The following is a 17531-nucleotide window of genomic DNA, read 5'->3' as shown; positions in this document are numbered from 1 at the left end:
CAGAGGAAGGTGCCTATCGCTCCTGGGCACTTTCCAGGGGCGGGTCGAAGGCTACGAACAACTGGTCGGCGGTGATGCTGGCCAGGTCCAGGCGCATGTTGCTCTCCAGCAGGCTGAAGAGGCGGGTGAAGACCTCGAACACCTTGCAGTGGTCTTCCATGCCGGAAAACGGGTTGTCGATTTTCTCGGCGATCAGCGAGCTTTCCTGTACCGCGTCATAGACATCCCGCAGGGTGATCTGCGAGGCCGGGCGGGCCAGGGTCAGGCCGCCCTTGGGGCCGCGCCAAGAGGTCAGGATGTTGGCCTTGACCATCTGCGACACCAGGTTGCGTACCCGGGTCGGGTGAGTCTTGACCCACTTGGCGATGGTCTCGGTGCGCAGTTTCTGCGGCGCATTGGCGGCGACGAAGGAGAGGATGTAGGACGCGGTGATCAGGCGGGTCGACTGGCTCATGAGTGTCTGTAAGTCCCTTTGAAAAGTGGAGTATGACAGCCCTGGATCTGCCTGTTCAGGGGCTGCAATTTTTCGGTTGTACGAGGCTTAATGTATTTGTTACGGTGACAATTGCAAATAAAAACAACTGCACCCAGCCGCAACATTTTCTCTGCTTTTCATCAGGGGCAATGCCATGAGCGATAACAACAACAAGATTCCTCAAGCGATGCACGATGTCTTACTCCCGCGTCGGGACTTCCTCAAATACAGTGCAACCGCGGCAGCGGTGGCAGGGGCCTTCAGCCTGGGCTTGCCACTGGGCGCCCTGGCCGCCGAGCCCATCCCCAAGGCCGGTGGCGTGCTGCGCATGGGCTTGGCGGGAGGCAGCACCACCGATTCCCTGGACCCCGGTTCCTGGAGCGACACCTTCACCTTTGTCGGCTTCTCGGCGGTGTACAACACCCTGAGCGAGATCGCCGTGGACGGTACGGCGATTCCCGAGCTGGCGGAGCACTGGGAGTCGAGTCCCGATGCACGGATCTGGACCTTCAAGCTGCGCCCCGGGGTGACCTTCCATAACGGCAAGTCGCTGACCGCCGAGGATGTGGTGGTCTCGATCCAGCACCACCTTGGCGAGCAGTCGACCTCAGCCGCCAAGACCGTGCTCGGCGACGTTGCCAAGGTGCGCGCCGAGGGCAGCGACAGCGTGGTGTTCGAACTGCATTCGGGCAACGCCGATTTCGCCTATGTAGTGGCCGACTATCACCTGGTGATCATGCCTGCCAAGGATGGCCTCGCCGACTGGAGCTCCGGTGTCGGCACCGGTGGTTACCGCCTGACCTCATTCGACCCCGGGGTGCGCATGCAACTGGAGCGCAGTGCGGACTACTGGAAAGCCGGACGTGCGCATTTTGCCTCGGCCGAGCTGCTGGCCATCAGTGACGGCACAGCCCGGATCAACGCCCTGGTCACCGGGCAGGTGGACGTGATCAACAAGGTCGACCTGAAGACCGTGGGCCTGCTCAAGCGCAACCCGAACCTGGTGATCGAGGAAACCAAGGGCGCCCAGCACTACACCTTTGCGATGCTCTGCGACAGCCAGCCGTTCCAGAACAACGACATTCGCCTGGCGCTGAAGTACGCCATCGACCGCAATGCGCTGCTGGCCTCGGTGCTGCATGGCTACGGCCTGGTGGGCAATGACCACCCGATCCAGCCCGGCAGTCGCTTTATCAATAGCGCTCTGGAGCAACGCAGCTACGATCCGGACAAGGCGCGTTTCCACCTGCGCCAGGCCGGGGTCGAATCGCTCAAGGTGCGCCTGCAGGCGTCGGACGCGGCCTACAGTGGCGCGGTGGACGCTTCGGTGCTGTTCAAGGAACAGGCGCGCCAGGCCGGGATCGACATCGACGTGGTGCGCGAGCCGGCCGACGGCTTCTTCTCCAACGTGTGGATGAAACAACCCTTCACCACCTCCTTCTGGTACAGCAGCCTGACCGCCGACCGCATGTTCAGCATCGGCTACGCCAAGGGCGCGGCGTGGAATGAAACCCACTGGGACAACCCACGCTTCAACCAGCTGCTCAATGCGGCCCGGGGCGAGATGAACGATCCGCTGCGGCGCGAGATGTACAACGAAATGCAGGGCCTGTGTCGCGATGACGGTGGCGCCATCGTGCCGCTGTTTGCCAGCTCGGTGGCGGCCCGTTCGAAGCGGGTGACCCATGGCGGCGTCACCGCGCCCTACGGCGAACTCGACGGCTTGCGCTTGATCGAGCGCTGGTGGCAGGCCTGAGGGCCGGGCTGACCGGGTTCGCGGTGGCGGGGCTGCCCGCCACACCATCTGCATTGAAGGAGTGAGTCGGTGAAGAGTCTGCGCAATCTGCTGCTGCAGCGGTTGGCCCTGGGCCTGTTTTCGCTGTTTGCGGTATCCGTGATCATTTTTCTCGCGGTCAGTCTGCTGCCCGGGGACATCGCCCAAGCCATGCTTGGCCAGTCGGCGACCCCGCAAACCGTGGCCGCCTTTCGCACGCAACTGGGGCTGGACCAGGCGCCGCTGGTGCGCTTCGGCCACTGGCTCTGGCAACTGCTGCACGGTGACCTGGGGCTGTCCCTGGCCAACCAGCGGCCCATCGCCGAACTGGTGGCGGCGCGCCTGGGCAACACCTTCAGCCTGGCGGCGCTGGCGGCCCTGGTCTCGGTGCCCATTGCCTTGGGGCTGGGCATGCTGGCGGCGCTGTACCGCAACAGCCGTTTCGATCGGCTGTTGAATACCGCAGCCCTGAGCGCGGTATCGTTTCCGGAGTTCTTTGTCGCCTACATCCTGATCCTGGTGTTCTCGGTCAAGCTCGGCTGGCTGCCGAGCCTGTCCAACCTGCCGCCGGAGGCGTCCCTGGGCACGGTGCTGGAGCGCTCGGTGCTGCCGGTGGCAACCCTGAGCCTGGTGGTGATTGCGCAGATGATGCGCATGACCCGCGCCGCGCTGATCAACCTGCTGGCCAGCCCCTACATCGAGATGGCCCGGCTCAAGGGCCTGCGTCCGTCGCGGATCATCCTGCGCCATGCCTTGCCCAATGCCCTGGCGCCCATCGTCAACGTGGTGGCGCTGAACCTGGCTTACCTGGTGGTGGGCGTGGTGGTGGTCGAAGTGGTGTTCGTCTACCCCGGGCTCGGCCAACTGCTGGTGGACTCGGTGGCCAAGCGCGACATCCCGGTGGTCCAGGCCTGCAGCCTGATCTTTGCCGCCACTTACATCCTGCTCAACACCAGTGCCGATGTGCTGTCGATTGCCAGCAACCCGCGCCTGATGCATCCCAAGGGGTAGTCCATGAGTCTGTTCAAGTCCTTGCTGCGGGCGCCATTGAGTGCGCGCTTCGGCCTGTTGGTGATCCTGCTGTACATCCTGGTCGCGCTGTTCGCACCGGTGCTGGCGCCTTACGGTGAAACCCAGGTGGTGGGCGAGGGTTTTGCGCCCTGGAGCAGCCAGTTCCTGCTGGGCACCGACAACCTCGGGCGCGACCTGTTCAGCCGCCTGGTCTATGGTGCCCGCAACACCTTGGGCATCGCGTTCCTGACCACGCTGCTGGCCTTTGTACTGGGCGGCCTCGGTGGCCTGGTTGCGGCGTTGCGCGGTGGCTGGATCGACCAGGGCCTGTCGCGGTTGGTGGACATCCTGATGGCTATCCCGCAGCTGATTTTCGCCCTGTTGATTCTCAGTGTGGTGGGCACCAACGCCACCTCCCTGGTGCTGGTGATTGCGCTGCTGGATGCCACCCGGGTATTTCGCCTGGCCCGGGCGGTGGCGATGAACATCGTGGTCCTGGACTTTGTCGAGGCCGCGCGCCTGCGTGGGGAAGGGCTGTGGTGGCTGGTGACGCGCGAGGTGCTGCCCAATGCCGCGGCGCCGCTGATCGCCGAGTTCGGCCTGCGCTTCTGTTTTGTCTTTCTGTTCATCAGTGCCTTGTCGTTCCTCGGCCTGGGCATCCAGCCGCCCACCGCCGACTGGGGCAGCATGGTGCGCGACAACGCGGTGCTGATCACGTTCGGCGACTTTAGTCCGTTGCTGCCGGCCCTGGCAGTGGCGCTGATCACCGTCAGTGTGAATTTCGTCGTCGACTGGGTACTGCATCAGTCCAGCGGACTCAAGGAGTGCTGAACATGCTCGAGACTCAGGCAACACCATTGCTGGAGATCCGCGACCTGCGCATCGAAGGCCATTACCAGGACGCCTGGCATCCACTGATCAAGGGCCTCGACCTGAGCTTGCAGCGCGGCGAAGTGCTTGGGCTGATCGGCGAGTCGGGGGCCGGCAAGTCGACCCTGGGCCTGGCTGCCATGGGGTATGTGCGCGATGGCTGTCGCTTCAGCGGTGGCTCGGTGCGCTTTGATGGCATCGAACTGCTGCAGGCCACGCCGGAGGCCTTGCGCCGGCTGCGGGGCTTGCGCATCGCCTATGTCGCACAAAGCGCGGCGGCGTCGTTCAACCCGGCTCATCGGTTGATCGACCAGCATGTGGAAAGCGCGGTGATCAACGGTGGTATCAGCCGGGCCCAGGCCGAAGCCGAGGCGGTGGAACTGTACCGGGTGCTGCGCCTGCCGGACCCGGAGCAGATCGGCCAGCGTTATCCGCACCAGGTGTCCGGTGGGCAGTTGCAACGGGTGATGACCGCCATGGCCATGGCCTGCCATCCGGACCTGATCATCTTCGATGAGCCCACCACCGCCCTCGACGTCACCACCCAGATCGAAGTGCTGGCGGCGATCCGCGACGCGGTCAAGATCTATGGCAGCGCCGCGCTGTACATCAGCCATGACCTGGCAGTGGTGGCCCAGATGGCCGATCGGATCATGGTCCTGCGCCACGGCCAGTTGGTGGAGCAGGCGCCGACCCGGCGCATGCTCAGCGACCCGCAGCAGGCCTACACCCAGTCGTTGTGGGCGGTGCGCAGCTTCCGCACCGAAGCCAAGCCGGAACCGGCCCGGGCACGCCCGCTGCTGGAGTTGCGCAACGTCTGCGCGGCCTATGGGCGGCAACCGGTGCTGGAGGACGTTTCACTGAGCCTGCATGCTGGCCAGACCTTGGCCGTGATCGGCGAATCCGGCAGTGGCAAAAGCACCACCGCGCGGGTCATCAGCGGCTTGTTGCCGCCCGGTTCCGGGCAGTTGCTGTACGACGGTCAGGCCTTGCCCCTGGACTACCGGCAGCGCAGCAAGGAGCAATTGCGGCGGATCCAGATGATCTACCAGATCCCCGACACCGCGCTCAATCCGCGCCAGCGCATCGTCGATATCCTCGGTCGGCCGCTGAGCTTCTACCTCGGGCTCAAGGGCGCGGCGCTGCGCGCCAGGGTCGGCGAATTGCTGGAGATGATGGAACTGGACCCGGCGACGTACATGGAGCGTCAGCCCCGCGAGCTGTCCGGTGGGCAGAAGCAGCGCATCTGCATCGCCCGGGCCCTGGCTGCTGAGCCGCAACTGATCATCTGCGATGAGGTGACGTCAGCTCTCGACCAACTGGTGGCCGAGGGCGTGCTCAAGCTCCTGGACCGTATCCAGCGGCAACTGGGGGTGGCTTATCTGTTCATCACCCACGACGTGGCTACCGTACGCGCCATTGCCGATCAGGTGCTGGTGATGCAGCGCGGTCGCGTGGTCGACCAGGGCAGCCGCAGCCGGATCTTCACCCCGCCTTACCAGGACTACACCGGATTACTGTTTTCGTCCGAGCCGCAAATGGACCCCGACTGGCTCGACCAGTTGCTGGCCCGTCGCGGCGCACCTTGCCCCTTGCAATCTGTTTGAGGAATGTTCATGAACGTGTTGATCGTCCACGCCCACCCCGAGCCGCAATCCTTCACTGCCGCCTTGCGCGACCAGGCCGTTACCACCCTCGAAGCCCAGGGGCATCAGGTACAGGTCAGTGACTTGTACGCGATGAACTGGAACCCGGTGGCCAGCGCCGAGGACTTTGCTGCCCGGGATAACCCTGACTACCTGGTGTATGCCCTGGAGCAACGCCTGGGGGTGAAGAACGGCAGCATCGCCGCGGACATCCAGGGCGAGCTGGACAAGCTGTTGTGGGCCGACCTGCTGATCCTGAATTTCCCGGTGTTCTGGTTCTCGGTGCCCGCCATGCTCAAGGGCTGGATCGACCGGGTGCTGGTGTCCGGGGTGTGTTACGGCGGCAAGCGCTTCTATGACCAGGGCGGCCTGGCGGGTAAAAAGGCCCTGGTGACCCTGACCCTCGGCGGGCGTGAACACATGTTCGGTGAAGGGGCGATTCATGGGCCGCTGGAGGACCTGCTGCGGCCGTTGCTGCGGGGGACGCTGGCGTATGTCGGGTGTGAGGTGCTGGAGCCGTTCGTGGCCTGGCATGTGCCCTATATCAGCCAGGAGGCCCGGGAGGAATTCTTGCGCAGTTATCAGCGGCGCCTGCAGCACCTGGCGGATGATCAACCGCTGGTGTTCCCGCGCCTGGAACAGTTCGATGAGGCGTTGTATCCACGGCCTGCTTGAGCTGCACGGATGAGTCTGGCGGGTCTTGGAAGTGCTTTCATCAGCAAGCCCCACGCTGATGTCTATAGGAGCTGGCTTGCCGGCGAAAGGCGCCTCAAGCCTGGTACTGCGCTCGCCGGTGCCTGCGTCGGCAAGCCAGCTCCTACAAAAAATCAGCTGGGGGTAGCGCCTTAGAATCTCAAGGTGACGCCGGTGGTCAGCCAGCGATCACGTGCCTCGGTCAGATGCTGGCCGACAATCAGGTCCAGGTCCAGGTGCTGGCCTACGTGAAGACGGGGGCCGGCCTGCCAGGCCTGTTCGCCACCCCGCTGGCCGTAGCGTTCGGCAATCAGGGTCAGGCTCTGTGCCAGGTCATATTCGACGCCCGTGCCCCAGGTCCAGCGGTGGTTCTGTTCACCGTCGTCGTAGGCATGGGCCCAGCCGGCATTGACGTTCAGCCGCAGGCTCTGGCTGGGACTGAAGGTCAGGGGCAGGCTCAGGTCGCCGCCGTCAAAACTGTGGTTGCGGTTCAGCGCCCAGTGCGCGGAGCCGGCCAGGGCCAGTTGCAGGCCGAGGTCTTCGCGGTCCAGCAAGGCGAGTTTGATCTGCGGGCTGAGTTGCGTTTCGCCCTGGCCATCGGCCTGCTGGCGCTGTACGGCGGCCCCCAGCTGGACCCAGGGCAACTGGCTGAAGGTACAGGCCGGAGCAATCACGCTGTTGTGATTCGAACGCTGGTGCCGGGTGCTCTGGTACCAGACATCGACATTGCATTCTCCAGGGGCATTGATCGCACCGTCATCCACCACGTAGGCGCCGCCGGCGGCCTGGGCCTTGGAGCACAGCGCCAGGGTCGCGGTAGCACCGGCGGTGAGGGCGAGGAACAGCAGGTTGCGTTTGAGCATGCGGCTTTTCGCAGCAGGCAGGGAGTGGCCCCAGGAGGTGGAACGTGAGGAGCGATGTGGCGTGTGCTTGGACATGGCGGATCTCGTTCTGTGTGGGGCGCCGGCTCGGTGGGTTATGGGCCGGCGCGGGTGGGTGCTGCATGGGGGTGGGTCTACTGCTCGTCCACCGACAGGGTCTGGACACCACGGTCACGGGCCTGGGCCAGCAACTCTTCGGTGTCCTCTCCGCCGGGCAGGGCGAGGACGATGTCCGGGCGGCTGTCAGCCAGCATGAAGCTGTTGCGCAGGCGCTCGGCGTGTTTGCCGTGCAGTTGCCAGTTGGGCGGGTAACGGACGATGTCGGCCCCGGTTTCCCGGGCCCAGTCCTCGATGTGCGCACCGAGGAACTGGCTGCCGCCATGAATCACCACCCGGACTTCGTGCAGGCGCTGGAAGGCCTCCAGGACCTGGCGGCACAGGCGGCTGTCGGCGTAGTAGCGGCCGGCACAGATCAGGACGCGCATCGGCTGTTCTCCTTGGACTCGGCAACCCCAGGCTCGCCGGGCAGCGCTTCGGGCAACGGCTCATGGAGGTCGGTGTGCTCGATGTCGCGCTCACCGGCGCGCTCCAGGGCCGGGTAGGCCAGTGCGGCGATGTGGTGGTGCACCCGTCGGTAGTCCCGCAGCAGACGCTGGAAGATGTCGCCGGATTCGGCCCAGGCGCTGCGGTCTTCGCGCAGTTTGCGAAAGTGCTCGCGACCGGCCGCGGCTTCCAGGCGCCGGACGGTTTCCTTGCGTGCCAGCAACTGGTGCGCGGTGGGTAGGTCCTCGCGCAGGAACACGGTGATGGCCAGGCTCAGGCTGTCCAGCAGTTCCTGGTGCAGCGGGTACAGGGTGCCCAGCTCGAACTCGGAGAACGGTTCGCCACGACGCAGGCGGCGTACCGCCAGTTGCGCGAGGCTGGTGGAGAGGATGTCGCCGGCGTGTTCCAGGTTGATCACCAGCAGCAGGATCTCCTGGGAGCGGTCGGCGTCCTGGTCGCTGATGCCTTCCTTGCCGATGTCCGCCAGGTAGGCGCGGATCGCCGCGCTGAGCAGATCCAGGGACTGATCGATCTGCCGCAGCTGATCGGCATTGTCCAGGCTGGAGGTACGAAACAGCTGCAGTACCCGGTCGAGCATGCCCGAGAGCATGTCGGCCATGCGCAGGGCTTCCCGGGCAGCATTCGACAGGCCGATATTGGCCACTTCGAGCCCGGCTTCATCCAGGTACAGCGGCATGCCCGGATCGGTCACCGGAGCAGGCGCCGGCAGCAGCCGGGTCAGCAGTTTGCCCAATGGCTCGGTGAAACCGATGAACAGCAGGGCCAGCACCAGGCTGAAGGTGCTGTGCAGGTACACCACCAGCAATGCAGGCGGCAGCTGTTCGACGGCCGGCAACTGCGCCAGGGTGCCGATCCAGGGCAGTAGCACAACCACCCCCAGCAGGCGCACCAGCAGGTTGCCCAAGGGCAGGCGCCGGGCGACGTTGCCGCTGGCACTGAGCAGTGACGGCAAGGTGCCGCCGAGGTTGACGCCCAGCACCAGAGCCATGCTGGTGGCCGGCGACAGCAGGCCGGTGCCGGCCAGTGACGCGATCAGCAGCACCACCGCGACACTGGAGTGGCACATCCAGGTCAGAAGTACCGCCACCAGCATCGCCAGCAGCAGGTCGCCGTCGAGGCTGCTCATCACTAGCTGGAACACTGGGGTGCTTTCCACCGCCCCCAGGGTTGCGCCGAGCATTCCCAGGGCCAGCAGCATCAGCCCCAGGCCGATCAGCGCGCAGCCGATGCTTTCAAAGCGCGAGTCGCCCTGCAGGCGAAAGCTCAGGAAGCCCGCCAGCAGTACCACCGGGGTCACCAGTGACAGGTCGAGACTGAGCAGTTGGACCACCAGGGTCGAGCCGATGTTGGCGCCGAGCATGACCGCCAGGGCCGGGGCCAGGCCCAGGGTGCCGGCGGCAGTAAAGGAGCTGGCCATCAGGCTCACGGCGGTACTGCTTTGCAGCACGCCGGTAATGCCGACGCCACACAGCAGCGCCAGCCAGCGGTTGTTCAGGTGTTGGCCGAGCCAGTGCCGCAGCGGGCTGCCGAAGCCCCGCAGGAGTGATCCGGAGATCATCTGCGAGCCCCACAGCAAGAGCGCGATGGCGCCGGCGAGGTTGATCAGAAGAGTGGTGCCCGACATGAGTATTCTCCCGGGACTGTTACCGGTTCAGGCAATCGCCAGCCGCAGAGACGTGCGGGTGATGACGGCGCTGAATTCCAGCAGGAAACGAACTTCAACTGCGCTTAGCAGGCCTCGCACATAAAGCCGGATGCTCATGCGGGTGAGCAGGCGGGCGCAGGTGCTGAGGCCGATGACCAGTACTGCGCGCAGGGCGCGCTGCAACGACGAAAAAGGCTTGAAGTACATGGCGATGCTCCTTGCAGGCGAACAGCGTCGCCGTCGGCGAGGCACGGGTCGCGCCGACGGTGGCATCGTGTATCGAGTGTCTGGCGCAGCCGCTCGGGGCGGATGCGCCAGGGCTCAGGCCCTTAGAACCACTGCTTGAAGCGGCGGATGTACAGGGTCTTCATGGTCTGGGCGACCACGCAGTAGGCGAGCAGGGTGCCTACCAGCCATGGGAAGTATTCCCACGGCAGCGGCACCAGGCCGACCATGCTGCCCAGAGGCGAGAAGGGCACGTAGATCCCCAGCGCCATCACCAGCCCGGTCGCCAGCATCACCGGCAAGGCTGCGGTGCTCTGGATGAACGGGATCTTGCGGGTCCGCAGCATGTGCACCACCAGGGTCTGCGAGAGCAGGCCTTCGATGAACCAGCCGGACTGGAACAGGGCCGCCATTTCCACGCTGTTGGCGGCGAACACGTACCACATCAGGGCGAAGGTGGTGATGTCGAAGATCGACGAGGTCGGCCCGATCCACAGCATGAAGCGCCCGATGTTCTTGGCGTCCCACTTGCGTGGCTTGGCCAGGTATTCCTTGTCCATCTTGTCCCACGGCAGCGCCAGCTGGGAGAAGTCGTACATCAGGTTCTGCAGCAGCAAGTGGATCGCCAGCATCGGCAGGAAGGGAATGAAGGCACTGGCCACCAGCACCGAGAACACGTTGCCGAAGTTGGAACTGGCGGTCATGTTCAGGTACTTCATGATGTTGCCGAAGGTCTCGCGGCCTTTGATCACGCCTTCTTCCAGCACCATCAGGCTCTTTTCCAAGAGGATGATGTCCGCCGACTCCTTGGCGATGTCGGTGCCGCTGTCCACCGAGATGCCAACGTCGGCATCGCGCAGGGCGGGGGCGTCGTTGATCCCGTCGCCGAGGAAACCGACGGTGTGGCCGTTAGCCTGCAAGGCCTTGAGCACCCGGGATTTCTGCAGCGGGGTGAGCTTGGCGAACACGGTGCGTTCTTCCACCAGGCGCCCGAGCACCTGGTCATCCATGTGCTCGATGTCCCGGCCGAGCAGTGGCTCGCCAGCTTCCAGGCCGACTTCGCGGCAGATCTTCGCGGTGACGATAGGGTTGTCGCCGGTCAGCACTTTTACCGTCACGCCGTTGTCGCGCAGGGCGGCAATGGCTGGGCCAGCGGTTTCCTTGGGTGGATCGAGGAAGGTCAGCAAGCCTTCGATGACCAGCTCACGCTCGTCACGGGCACCGTACTGGCTCTGGATCTGGTCCCGGGCGATATCGCGGGTGCCCACCAGCAGCACGCGGAAGCCGTCGCGGTTGTAGTCTTCGGCGAGTTGCAGCAAGGCTGCGCGGCGCTCGGCGTTAAGCTCGACGGCGACCCCGTCGTGGCGAACCCAGGTGGCGGTTTCCAGCATCTCTTCCACCGCGCCCTTGCACACCAGCAGGTGATGGCCGCGGGCATCGGCGAGGATCACCGACAGGCGTCGACGAACGAAGTCGAACGGCAGTTCATCGACCTTGCGCCAGGCGGCGGGCGGGGTGAAGTGCTGGTTTTCCTCGGCGAAGCTGACCACCGCACGGTCCATCAGGTTCTTCATGCCGCTCTGGTGGTAGCTGTTGAGCCAGGCCAGTTGCAGCACTTCATCGCAGCGGCTGCCGCTGATGTCGACGTGGTGTTCGAGGATGATCCGGTCCTGGGTCAGGGTGCCGGTCTTGTCGGTGCAGAGCACGTCCATGGCGCCGAAGTTCTGGATCGCGTTGAGGCGCTTGACCACCACTTTGCGCTTGGCCATGGCCGCGGCGCCCTTGGCCAGGTTGGCGCTGACGATCATCGGCAGCATTTCAGGGGTCAGGCCGACGGCCACCGCCAGGGCGAACATGAAGGCCTCGGCCCAGTCGCCCTTGGTGAAACCGTTGATCAGCAGGACGATGGGCACCATCACCAGCATGAAGCGGATCAGCAGCCAGCTGACGCTGTTGACCCCGCGGTCGAAGGCGGTCTGCGTACGGGAGCCGACGATGGAGCGGGCCAGGGAGCCGAAGTAGGTGCGCCCGCCTGTGGCCACCACTACGGCCGTGGCGGTGCCGCTGACCACGTTGGTGCCCATGAAGCAGATGTTCGGCAGGTCCAGCAGGTCCTGCTGATCGGCCGCCTGGGCCTTGGCGGATTTTTCCTGTACCGCGCCCAGGGTGTCGTACTTCTCCACCGGCAGAGCTTCACCGGTGAGCACCGCCTGGCTGATGAACAGGTCGCGGGATTCGATCAGGCGGATGTCTGCGGGGATCATGTCACCGGCGGACAGCTGGATGATGTCGCCCACCACCAGATCGCGCATTGGCACTTCGCGGACCCGGGCCTGCATGCCCATCTGTTCGCGACGCAATACCGCCGCGGTGGTGCGCACCATGGCCTTGAGGGCCTCGGCGGCCTTGGCCGAGCGGTGCTCCTGCCAGAAGCGCATCAGGCCACTGGCCAGTACCATCACGGTGACGATGATCACCCCAGTGAGATCGGTTTCTTCGCCGGCCTGCAGCGGCAGCCAGAAGTCGGTGAAGAAACTGATACCGGTCAGGGTCATCAGCACATAGATGAAGGGGTTGTTGAAGGCGTGCAGCAATTGCACCAGGGCGTGGGGCGGACGGTCGTGGGCGACTTCGTTGTGGCCATCCCGTTGCAGGCGGCCTTCGGCGTCGAGTTCGGTGAGGCCGGCGGTGCTGGAGTTGACGTTGGCCAGGGTCACGGCCAGGCCGTTCTGGGCTTCGCGAGCGGCACGCATCGACAGCTTGTTGTTGTCGCTGGTGGCGCTGGTGTTCCGAGGAGTTGCGTTTTTTACAGTCATAGTCTGTGCTCCTGCCGCCTGAGTACGGCACGACACAGCGACCACTCAACTAATTAAAGGCGAGCGAAAGTATGTCGAGCCACAGGTTGGCGATCGATTCGGATCTTGGCGTTTTTCAGGTTTTAACGTTCGCTGCTCAAACAATGAAATTGAATAAGCAGCGAACCTACTACTGGCCTCTTCCATAACTTTCTCCGGCAAGTTTCATTAACTTGAAGACAATAAGCCGCCGTCGACTTTCCGTATAAGAAAGTCGTTTGCAAACAACGGTGAAGGACCGTTGATTTATGGGTAGGAGCGCGCCCCGAGGTACAGGCCGAAGATCAGTCCGGCCTGCTGCAAGAGCAGGGCAGCGCCCCGACTCTGTGGGTCCTGGCTGTCATCGAAGCTCCAGCGCTGTTGCAGCTGGCCGGTCATCGGGCAGACGCGCCAATTGGCCCGCAGGGCGGTCGCGGCAGAAGGGGACGAAGAGGAGAACGGCGAGCGCGCCAAAGCCTTGGGCTCACGGCACAGCTTGACCCGCATGGTCGCGGCAAACGCGCGTACACCGGGCATTACAGAGGAAGTGAAGTGCATAACTTGTGCCTCGCGACCGGACTGGCGCCGGGGAGGCAAGTTACGTTGGAGCGTCAAGCCCTAGCGCAGCTTACCCGACCGCGGAGTCGAGTCCCGTCATTTTCAGGGTTAAGTGCCTGGCTCTGCGCAGCGGCAGTGACCAGACAGCGTCTAGATACTGTGTCCATTGGCTTCTTTAGTGAGTTGAAAAAAAGGCCGTATTTGCCGGCCCGCGCAATTTACTCAGGAGGGTCCCAGGAGTCAAGGTTAAATTGCCTTTGAATGACTAATCAGTGCGGCACTTTCAGCTGAGGTTCAGCTAGGCGCAAAGAGTTCGCGGGCTCAAGGGTTGGAATATATATGGGATATAAATAAAAAGTGCCCATGGCATTGGGGGTGTCATGGGCGCCGATATATAAAACTTGGCGGATTATCAATTCAGCAAGTGCTGGGATATATCCTTGTAAGTCGCGCTGTCAGTGGCCGCCATCAATTGCCGGCCATCCTTGAAGGTGCCGATGAAGGTCACTTCGTTTTCCGTCCCGGCCATCAGATAGCCGGCGATTGCACCCACCGGACCCAGCAGCATGGCGCCGGCAACACCATAGCCAAAGGCATCCTTGTTGGTGATGGGGCTTTCGCTGGCAATCTCCAGCGACTTGAACGCCGATGCCTTGACTTCGACACCGGAAGAGTTGAGCACTGTCTTGAGCCTGAAGGTACCGTGCCGGTATTCACCGGCGCCTTGCAGGAAATCACCTGATAAAACTTCGATCTTTGCCATGTTGAATCATCCTTATCCAAGCATAACCAGACAGGCCATTGAGCCCCTCGTCATGGGGGGCGTCAACGGGGTTGCGATGAAGGGCACTACCGCCAGTCAGTCTCTCGGGTGCCCATGCCACGCCACTTCAGCATCGGCGCAGCGCTTGCGGATCGTGCTGATCCAGATCAGTCATTGCCGCGTCTCAGCCCCTCCTTGCTGAAGCTTCGCCGAGGCTTCTTCCACTTGCTGCGCCAGGCTTTTCAGGTTGCTTTGCAGGGAAGGGGCCTGGGCGTGACGGAAAAGGAAACTGAAGCTCGCTTGATAGTGCTTTTTCGAGCTGCCGGCCGATGCCGCGACGCCCGCATAGACATGACAGCCTAGGCAACTTTCAGCGTTTTTCTGCAGAAAAGTTTCCAGTACCGGGTTGATCAAGGTCGAGGTGTTGGGGGTGCCGTTGGGCGCGGGCGTCTCGGCGCCGGGCTGGCCGATGGCCTTGGGCGAGTTGGGCCACTGCACGTCGATCAGTTGGTAGTACTGCAGGGCCGAGTTGGGGGCTTGTTGCTGGATCAGGTCCTGCATGAAGGCATTGACCGTTTGCGCATCGGGGTTGTTGGCGAAGACCTGCACCACCTGAGTGGGCTTGCTGGTCTTGTCGTTGACCGCACATTGGCGGCACTGGGGGTTGTTGAAGGAGTAATGGGGCTGCCCGCTGCCGTTCAGGGTGGGGGCGTTGTCCACTTGGGAGAAGGTTGCCCAGAACCCCTGGTTGAAGTCGCTGGAGGGCATCTGGAACACGTGCAGGCCCACCAGGCCCATGGTCACGGGTACCTGGCTGCCGGGCAGCAGGGCCCGGGCGGTGAGAAACCGCAGGGGCGGGGAGGCTTCCTCGGGAGTCAGTACTTTCCAGGCCGCCTTGAGTTCAATCGAACCGCTGGGCAGGACGATGCCCTTGGCTTGTGCATAGCGGTTCTGTTGCGCCGAGTTGTAGAGCTGGTTGGTGTAGATGTATTGAAAGTTGACCTCGTTCACCAGCATCTCGTAGTACACCGGCTGGTTGTTCTGGTCATAGAGCACACCGCCTTGAGCCTGCTCGATTTCATCCAGCATGGGCCCATCGTGGCTGTTGGCGGCGCCAAACACCTTGCTGGTGCTGTTGAGCAGCCGGATCGAGGGCCGTGGCGCTGCCATTCCGCGCAGTTCCAGGCGTTGCATGGTCAGGAAGTTATCGTTCCAGGGCGCCGGTTGCTGGCCGCCGGGCAGATAGACTTCGTTGTAGTCCTTGTAGGTCTGCCAGACCGTCGGCCCCGGATCGCCGAGCTTGGCCTGTGGGTTGGGGACACCGCGCTGCCCCGGCTGTGCCGGCCAGTTCAGGTACACCATGGTCTGCCACATGAAGCAGTCGATGGCCGGATCCTGGGCGGCCAGTTGCGGGCTGGCCTGTACGGGCTGGATCACCGGCACCGGGTTGAACGGACTGCCACAGGGATTGGCGCTGCCCGCCTGGGCCGCGAGCGGGCCCAGCAGCAGGCAAAGTGCAAGGGCGAAAAGAGTGCGCATGATTCCTCCTTGGCGTCACTGACGGTGCCGCGCTGTGCTGCACGCCGCCCAAGGCGGACAGCACCACGCGGCAGAGCCTTGCTCAGTCGCGACCGCGACGTATAGGCGCCTTGACCGGAGCGCTCTGGCGCGTCGCCAGTGTCGGACCGCCCACCGTCAACAGCCCGATGGCTGCCTGCTGTGTCGCCGGCAGGCTCGGGACGCTCGCCAGGATGGTGCGGTCGCCGATGGCTGCATCGGCCTCGACGCTGAGCGTGACCAAGTACACCCCCGTGGGCTGCTGCTGGGTGCCATCGATACGAATGCTGACCCCGCCCTCCGGCACCGTGAATACCGCGCCGTCAGGAACCGTGCCGTCAAGCAGCAGGGCAATGTTGCTGACCTGCTGGCCCGGTTGGAGGGCCAGTGCCAGGACTGGAATCGACATCGTATCTTCGTTGCAGGCCTGCTCCTGAGCCCGGTAGGCGTTGAACACCGAGAGTGGCTGCAGCGCGCTGACTGCCGGGTTCGGGAGCTCTTTGTCCAGGCTCCGGCCCACCGCGGTCTGAGTGACCCCGCTGTTGGGGAACACCGTGGCCATCAGCGCCATGGTGATGGTCGCGGCGATCTGTGAGCCGAAGTCGATCGGCTGGTCGTTGATCTTGATATCGCCGACGGTGTAGTTCTTCTCGGGAGGCACGCTGAAGGTTGCATGCAGGATGCGGTCGATGTCGCCAGGCACCTTCGGATCTTTCAGGTCGCCGCGGACCACGGTCCAGAAGTTTTCTGCCGGGGTGTTGTCAGGGCTCTGGTAACCGCTGAAGTTCGGCGTCTGCATGTACAGGCCCGGAGGGTCAGTCAGGGTGGCCTGCGGGAGGGGCAGGCTTGGTGTGTAGTTGACAAACTGATTGACGTTCTGGCCGATGGTCGGATCGCTGTGACGGCCGATCCGGCCGTAGCGAGCAAAGCACACCAGGCGCGAGGCCGAGGTGACCGGCTCGTGATTGTCCTCCCGAGGCAGGGTGGCCGAAGCGGCCAGGTCGTACTCCGCACCCAAAGTGTTGGGGGAACTGGTCAGGTGCATGGCGCCGCCGCTGTCCGGCAGGCTGCGGGTGCCGCAGTTCCACTTGTTCAGCGGGTTGTAGCACGGGGCGCCCGTCAACGGGTCCAGCAGCACCTGGCCCAGAGCGTCCCTCAGGCAGAGGTCCGAGAGTTGCACCGCAGGGTGGATGGTTTGCTGGTAGATCTGCAGCACTTTGCCTGGGTCAACCTGCCACAGGGTCATCCAGTATTCCGGGTTTTCACAGGTGAACATCACGCTGGTGATCTTGCCGGCGCTGTTGCGGGTCACGCTCCATTCGCAGTATTCGTCCTGCCAGCCCCGTGGACCGGTGGGTGAATAGGGCGCAGGGGGGACGCTGCTACCGCTGCACAAGTTGGTGGTGACGGGCAGGGGTACGCCCTGGTCGGCCCATTGCTGCCAGGACTGGGCTTGAGTCGGGAACAGTGCCTGCAGGCGGCCGGGGAAGGCGTTCCAGGTGATAGCGGCGTTGGCGCTGGTGTCCGGGGTGTCGGTCAGCAGCGGGTTGTAGAAGGCCGGGCGCGGTCCGTTGTTGGTCCGGCTCCATATGTCACCCACCATGGCTGCATTGGCCCAGCGATTGATGTTGTCGCTCCAGGCGGCGTTCATGCGCTCTTGTTGGGCGCGATTGTCGCTGAAGTCCTGGATGTGGGCGGGAGGTGAGAACTGCGCGAGTCTGGCCATGTTAACGCTCCTTGTTCTGTCACTTGCAAGACCGTAGCCGGACCGGCGGCGGGTGAGAGCTAGACGCTAGTCGAGGCCAAAGTCCTTGCAAGGCGGGGGATAAACCACTTCGCGATATCAAATTGATGTCTAGCTCAGAATCGGTTATTGCGCTGATTTACCAGAAGCGGAGGGTGGGATTCGCTGCGGCCTTGATGTTAATAAATGTTAGATTGAAAAACAGCTTCACATAATCTGATCATTGGTGGATGATCTTTCACAGTCCACGCTCAACCTGATAACAACAGCAGCAGGATGGCCACGATGATC

General features: G+C 63.6%; 15 protein-coding genes. 5 read left to right on the top strand and 10 right to left on the bottom strand.

Annotated elements, in window-relative coordinates; all coding sequences use genetic code 11:
- Positions 1–13 precede the first annotated feature (13 nt).
- Positions 14–454, bottom strand: coding sequence for an Rrf2 family transcriptional regulator (locus tag GV818_RS24050; RefSeq protein ID WP_161756218.1), 441 nt, complete (start codon positions 452–454; stop codon positions 14–16).
- A gap of 175 nt (positions 455–629) precedes the next feature.
- Here GV818_RS24050 and GV818_RS24045 point away from each other — a divergent pair, with 175 nt between their 5' ends.
- The 5 genes from GV818_RS24045 (at position 630) to GV818_RS24025 (ending at position 6451) form a co-directional block, all read left to right on the top strand.
- Complete coding sequence (locus tag GV818_RS24045) at positions 630–2231, top strand: ABC transporter substrate-binding protein (RefSeq protein ID WP_161777723.1); 1602 nt, start codon at positions 630–632, stop codon at positions 2229–2231.
- Between the two features lie 69 nt (positions 2232–2300).
- Positions 2301–3260, top strand: coding sequence for an ABC transporter permease (locus tag GV818_RS24040; RefSeq protein WP_161756220.1), 960 nt, complete (start codon positions 2301–2303; stop codon positions 3258–3260).
- 3 nt (positions 3261–3263) lie between these two features.
- Positions 3264–4091, top strand: a complete 828-nt coding sequence (locus tag GV818_RS24035) for an ABC transporter permease (protein ID WP_161756221.1) — start codon at positions 3264–3266, stop codon at positions 4089–4091.
- Positions 4092–4093: 2 nt separating this feature from the next.
- On the top strand, positions 4094–5737 hold the full coding sequence (locus GV818_RS24030; protein ID WP_161777722.1) for an ABC transporter ATP-binding protein: 1644 nt from the start codon (positions 4094–4096) through the stop codon (positions 5735–5737).
- Between the two features lie 9 nt (positions 5738–5746).
- Positions 5747–6451, top strand: coding sequence for an NAD(P)H-dependent oxidoreductase (locus GV818_RS24025; RefSeq protein WP_161777721.1), 705 nt, complete (start codon positions 5747–5749; stop codon positions 6449–6451).
- A gap of 170 nt (positions 6452–6621) precedes the next feature.
- Here GV818_RS24025 and GV818_RS24020 read toward each other — a convergent pair whose 3' ends face one another.
- From GV818_RS24020 to GV818_RS23980, 9 genes are all read right to left on the bottom strand, one after another.
- Complete coding sequence (locus tag GV818_RS24020) at positions 6622–7407, bottom strand: hypothetical protein (protein ID WP_161756224.1); 786 nt, start codon at positions 7405–7407, stop codon at positions 6622–6624.
- 77 nt (positions 7408–7484) lie between these two features.
- A complete protein-coding gene (locus GV818_RS24015; RefSeq protein WP_161756225.1) occupies positions 7485–7835 on the bottom strand; it encodes a DUF2493 domain-containing protein in 351 nt (116 codons plus the stop codon).
- A complete protein-coding gene (locus tag GV818_RS24010) occupies positions 7823–9538 on the bottom strand; it encodes a Na/Pi cotransporter family protein (protein WP_161777720.1) in 1716 nt (571 codons plus the stop codon). Before GV818_RS24010 ends, GV818_RS24015 begins: the two co-directional genes overlap by 13 nt.
- A gap of 27 nt (positions 9539–9565) precedes the next feature.
- Positions 9566–9766, bottom strand: a complete 201-nt coding sequence (locus GV818_RS24005; RefSeq protein ID WP_161756227.1) for a hypothetical protein — start codon at positions 9764–9766, stop codon at positions 9566–9568.
- Positions 9767–9888: 122 nt separating this feature from the next.
- Entirely contained in the window at positions 9889–12600 is a 2712-nt protein-coding gene (gene mgtA, locus GV818_RS24000) for a magnesium-translocating P-type ATPase (RefSeq protein ID WP_161756228.1), read from the bottom strand.
- 285 nt (positions 12601–12885) lie between these two features.
- A complete protein-coding gene (locus tag GV818_RS23995; RefSeq protein ID WP_161756229.1) occupies positions 12886–13176 on the bottom strand; it encodes a hypothetical protein in 291 nt (96 codons plus the stop codon).
- A 412-nt stretch (positions 13177–13588) separates the two neighbouring features.
- Positions 13589–13939, bottom strand: a complete 351-nt coding sequence (locus GV818_RS23990) for a hypothetical protein (RefSeq protein ID WP_161756230.1) — start codon at positions 13937–13939, stop codon at positions 13589–13591.
- A 171-nt stretch (positions 13940–14110) separates the two neighbouring features.
- Complete coding sequence (locus GV818_RS23985) at positions 14111–15478, bottom strand: hypothetical protein (protein WP_161756231.1); 1368 nt, start codon at positions 15476–15478, stop codon at positions 14111–14113.
- An 82-nt stretch (positions 15479–15560) separates the two neighbouring features.
- A complete protein-coding gene (locus GV818_RS23980) occupies positions 15561–17222 on the bottom strand; it encodes a hypothetical protein (protein ID WP_161777719.1) in 1662 nt (553 codons plus the stop codon).
- Between the last annotated feature and the right edge of the window lie 309 nt (positions 17223–17531).

Source organism: Pseudomonas sp. Fl4BN1 (genome assembly GCF_009908285.1).
Taxonomy (GTDB): domain Bacteria; phylum Pseudomonadota; class Gammaproteobacteria; order Pseudomonadales; family Pseudomonadaceae; genus Aquipseudomonas.
Note: the sequence above shows the minus strand (reverse complement) of the source record. Positions and strands in the feature narration are given on the sequence as shown.

What these genes read in the sequence shown, in the direction of transcription:
- GV818_RS24030 (WP_161777722.1), top strand. Translation starts at nt 4,094, where the DNA reads ATGCTCGAGACTCAGGCAACACCATTGCTGGAGATCCGCGACCTGCGC.
- mgtA (WP_161756228.1), bottom strand. Translation starts at nt 12,600, where the DNA reads ATGACTGTAAAAAACGCAACTCCTCGGAACACCAGCGCCACCAGCGAC.
- GV818_RS23985 (WP_161756231.1), bottom strand. Translation starts at nt 15,478, where the DNA reads ATGCGCACTCTTTTCGCCCTTGCACTTTGCCTGCTGCTGGGCCCGCTC.
- GV818_RS24025 (WP_161777721.1), top strand. Translation starts at nt 5,747, where the DNA reads ATGAACGTGTTGATCGTCCACGCCCACCCCGAGCCGCAATCCTTCACT.
- GV818_RS23990 (WP_161756230.1), bottom strand. Translation starts at nt 13,939, where the DNA reads ATGGCAAAGATCGAAGTTTTATCAGGTGATTTCCTGCAAGGCGCCGGT.
- GV818_RS24045 (WP_161777723.1), top strand. Translation starts at nt 630, where the DNA reads ATGAGCGATAACAACAACAAGATTCCTCAAGCGATGCACGATGTCTTA.
- GV818_RS24050 (WP_161756218.1), bottom strand. Translation starts at nt 454, where the DNA reads ATGAGCCAGTCGACCCGCCTGATCACCGCGTCCTACATCCTCTCCTTC.
- GV818_RS24015 (WP_161756225.1), bottom strand. Translation starts at nt 7,835, where the DNA reads ATGCGCGTCCTGATCTGTGCCGGCCGCTACTACGCCGACAGCCGCCTG.
- GV818_RS23980 (WP_161777719.1), bottom strand. Translation starts at nt 17,222, where the DNA reads ATGGCCAGACTCGCGCAGTTCTCACCTCCCGCCCACATCCAGGACTTC.
- GV818_RS24020 (WP_161756224.1), bottom strand. Translation starts at nt 7,407, where the DNA reads ATGTCCAAGCACACGCCACATCGCTCCTCACGTTCCACCTCCTGGGGC.
- GV818_RS24005 (WP_161756227.1), bottom strand. Translation starts at nt 9,766, where the DNA reads ATGTACTTCAAGCCTTTTTCGTCGTTGCAGCGCGCCCTGCGCGCAGTA.
- GV818_RS23995 (WP_161756229.1), bottom strand. Translation starts at nt 13,176, where the DNA reads ATGCACTTCACTTCCTCTGTAATGCCCGGTGTACGCGCGTTTGCCGCG.
- GV818_RS24035 (WP_161756221.1), top strand. Translation starts at nt 3,264, where the DNA reads ATGAGTCTGTTCAAGTCCTTGCTGCGGGCGCCATTGAGTGCGCGCTTC.
- GV818_RS24010 (WP_161777720.1), bottom strand. Translation starts at nt 9,538, where the DNA reads ATGTCGGGCACCACTCTTCTGATCAACCTCGCCGGCGCCATCGCGCTC.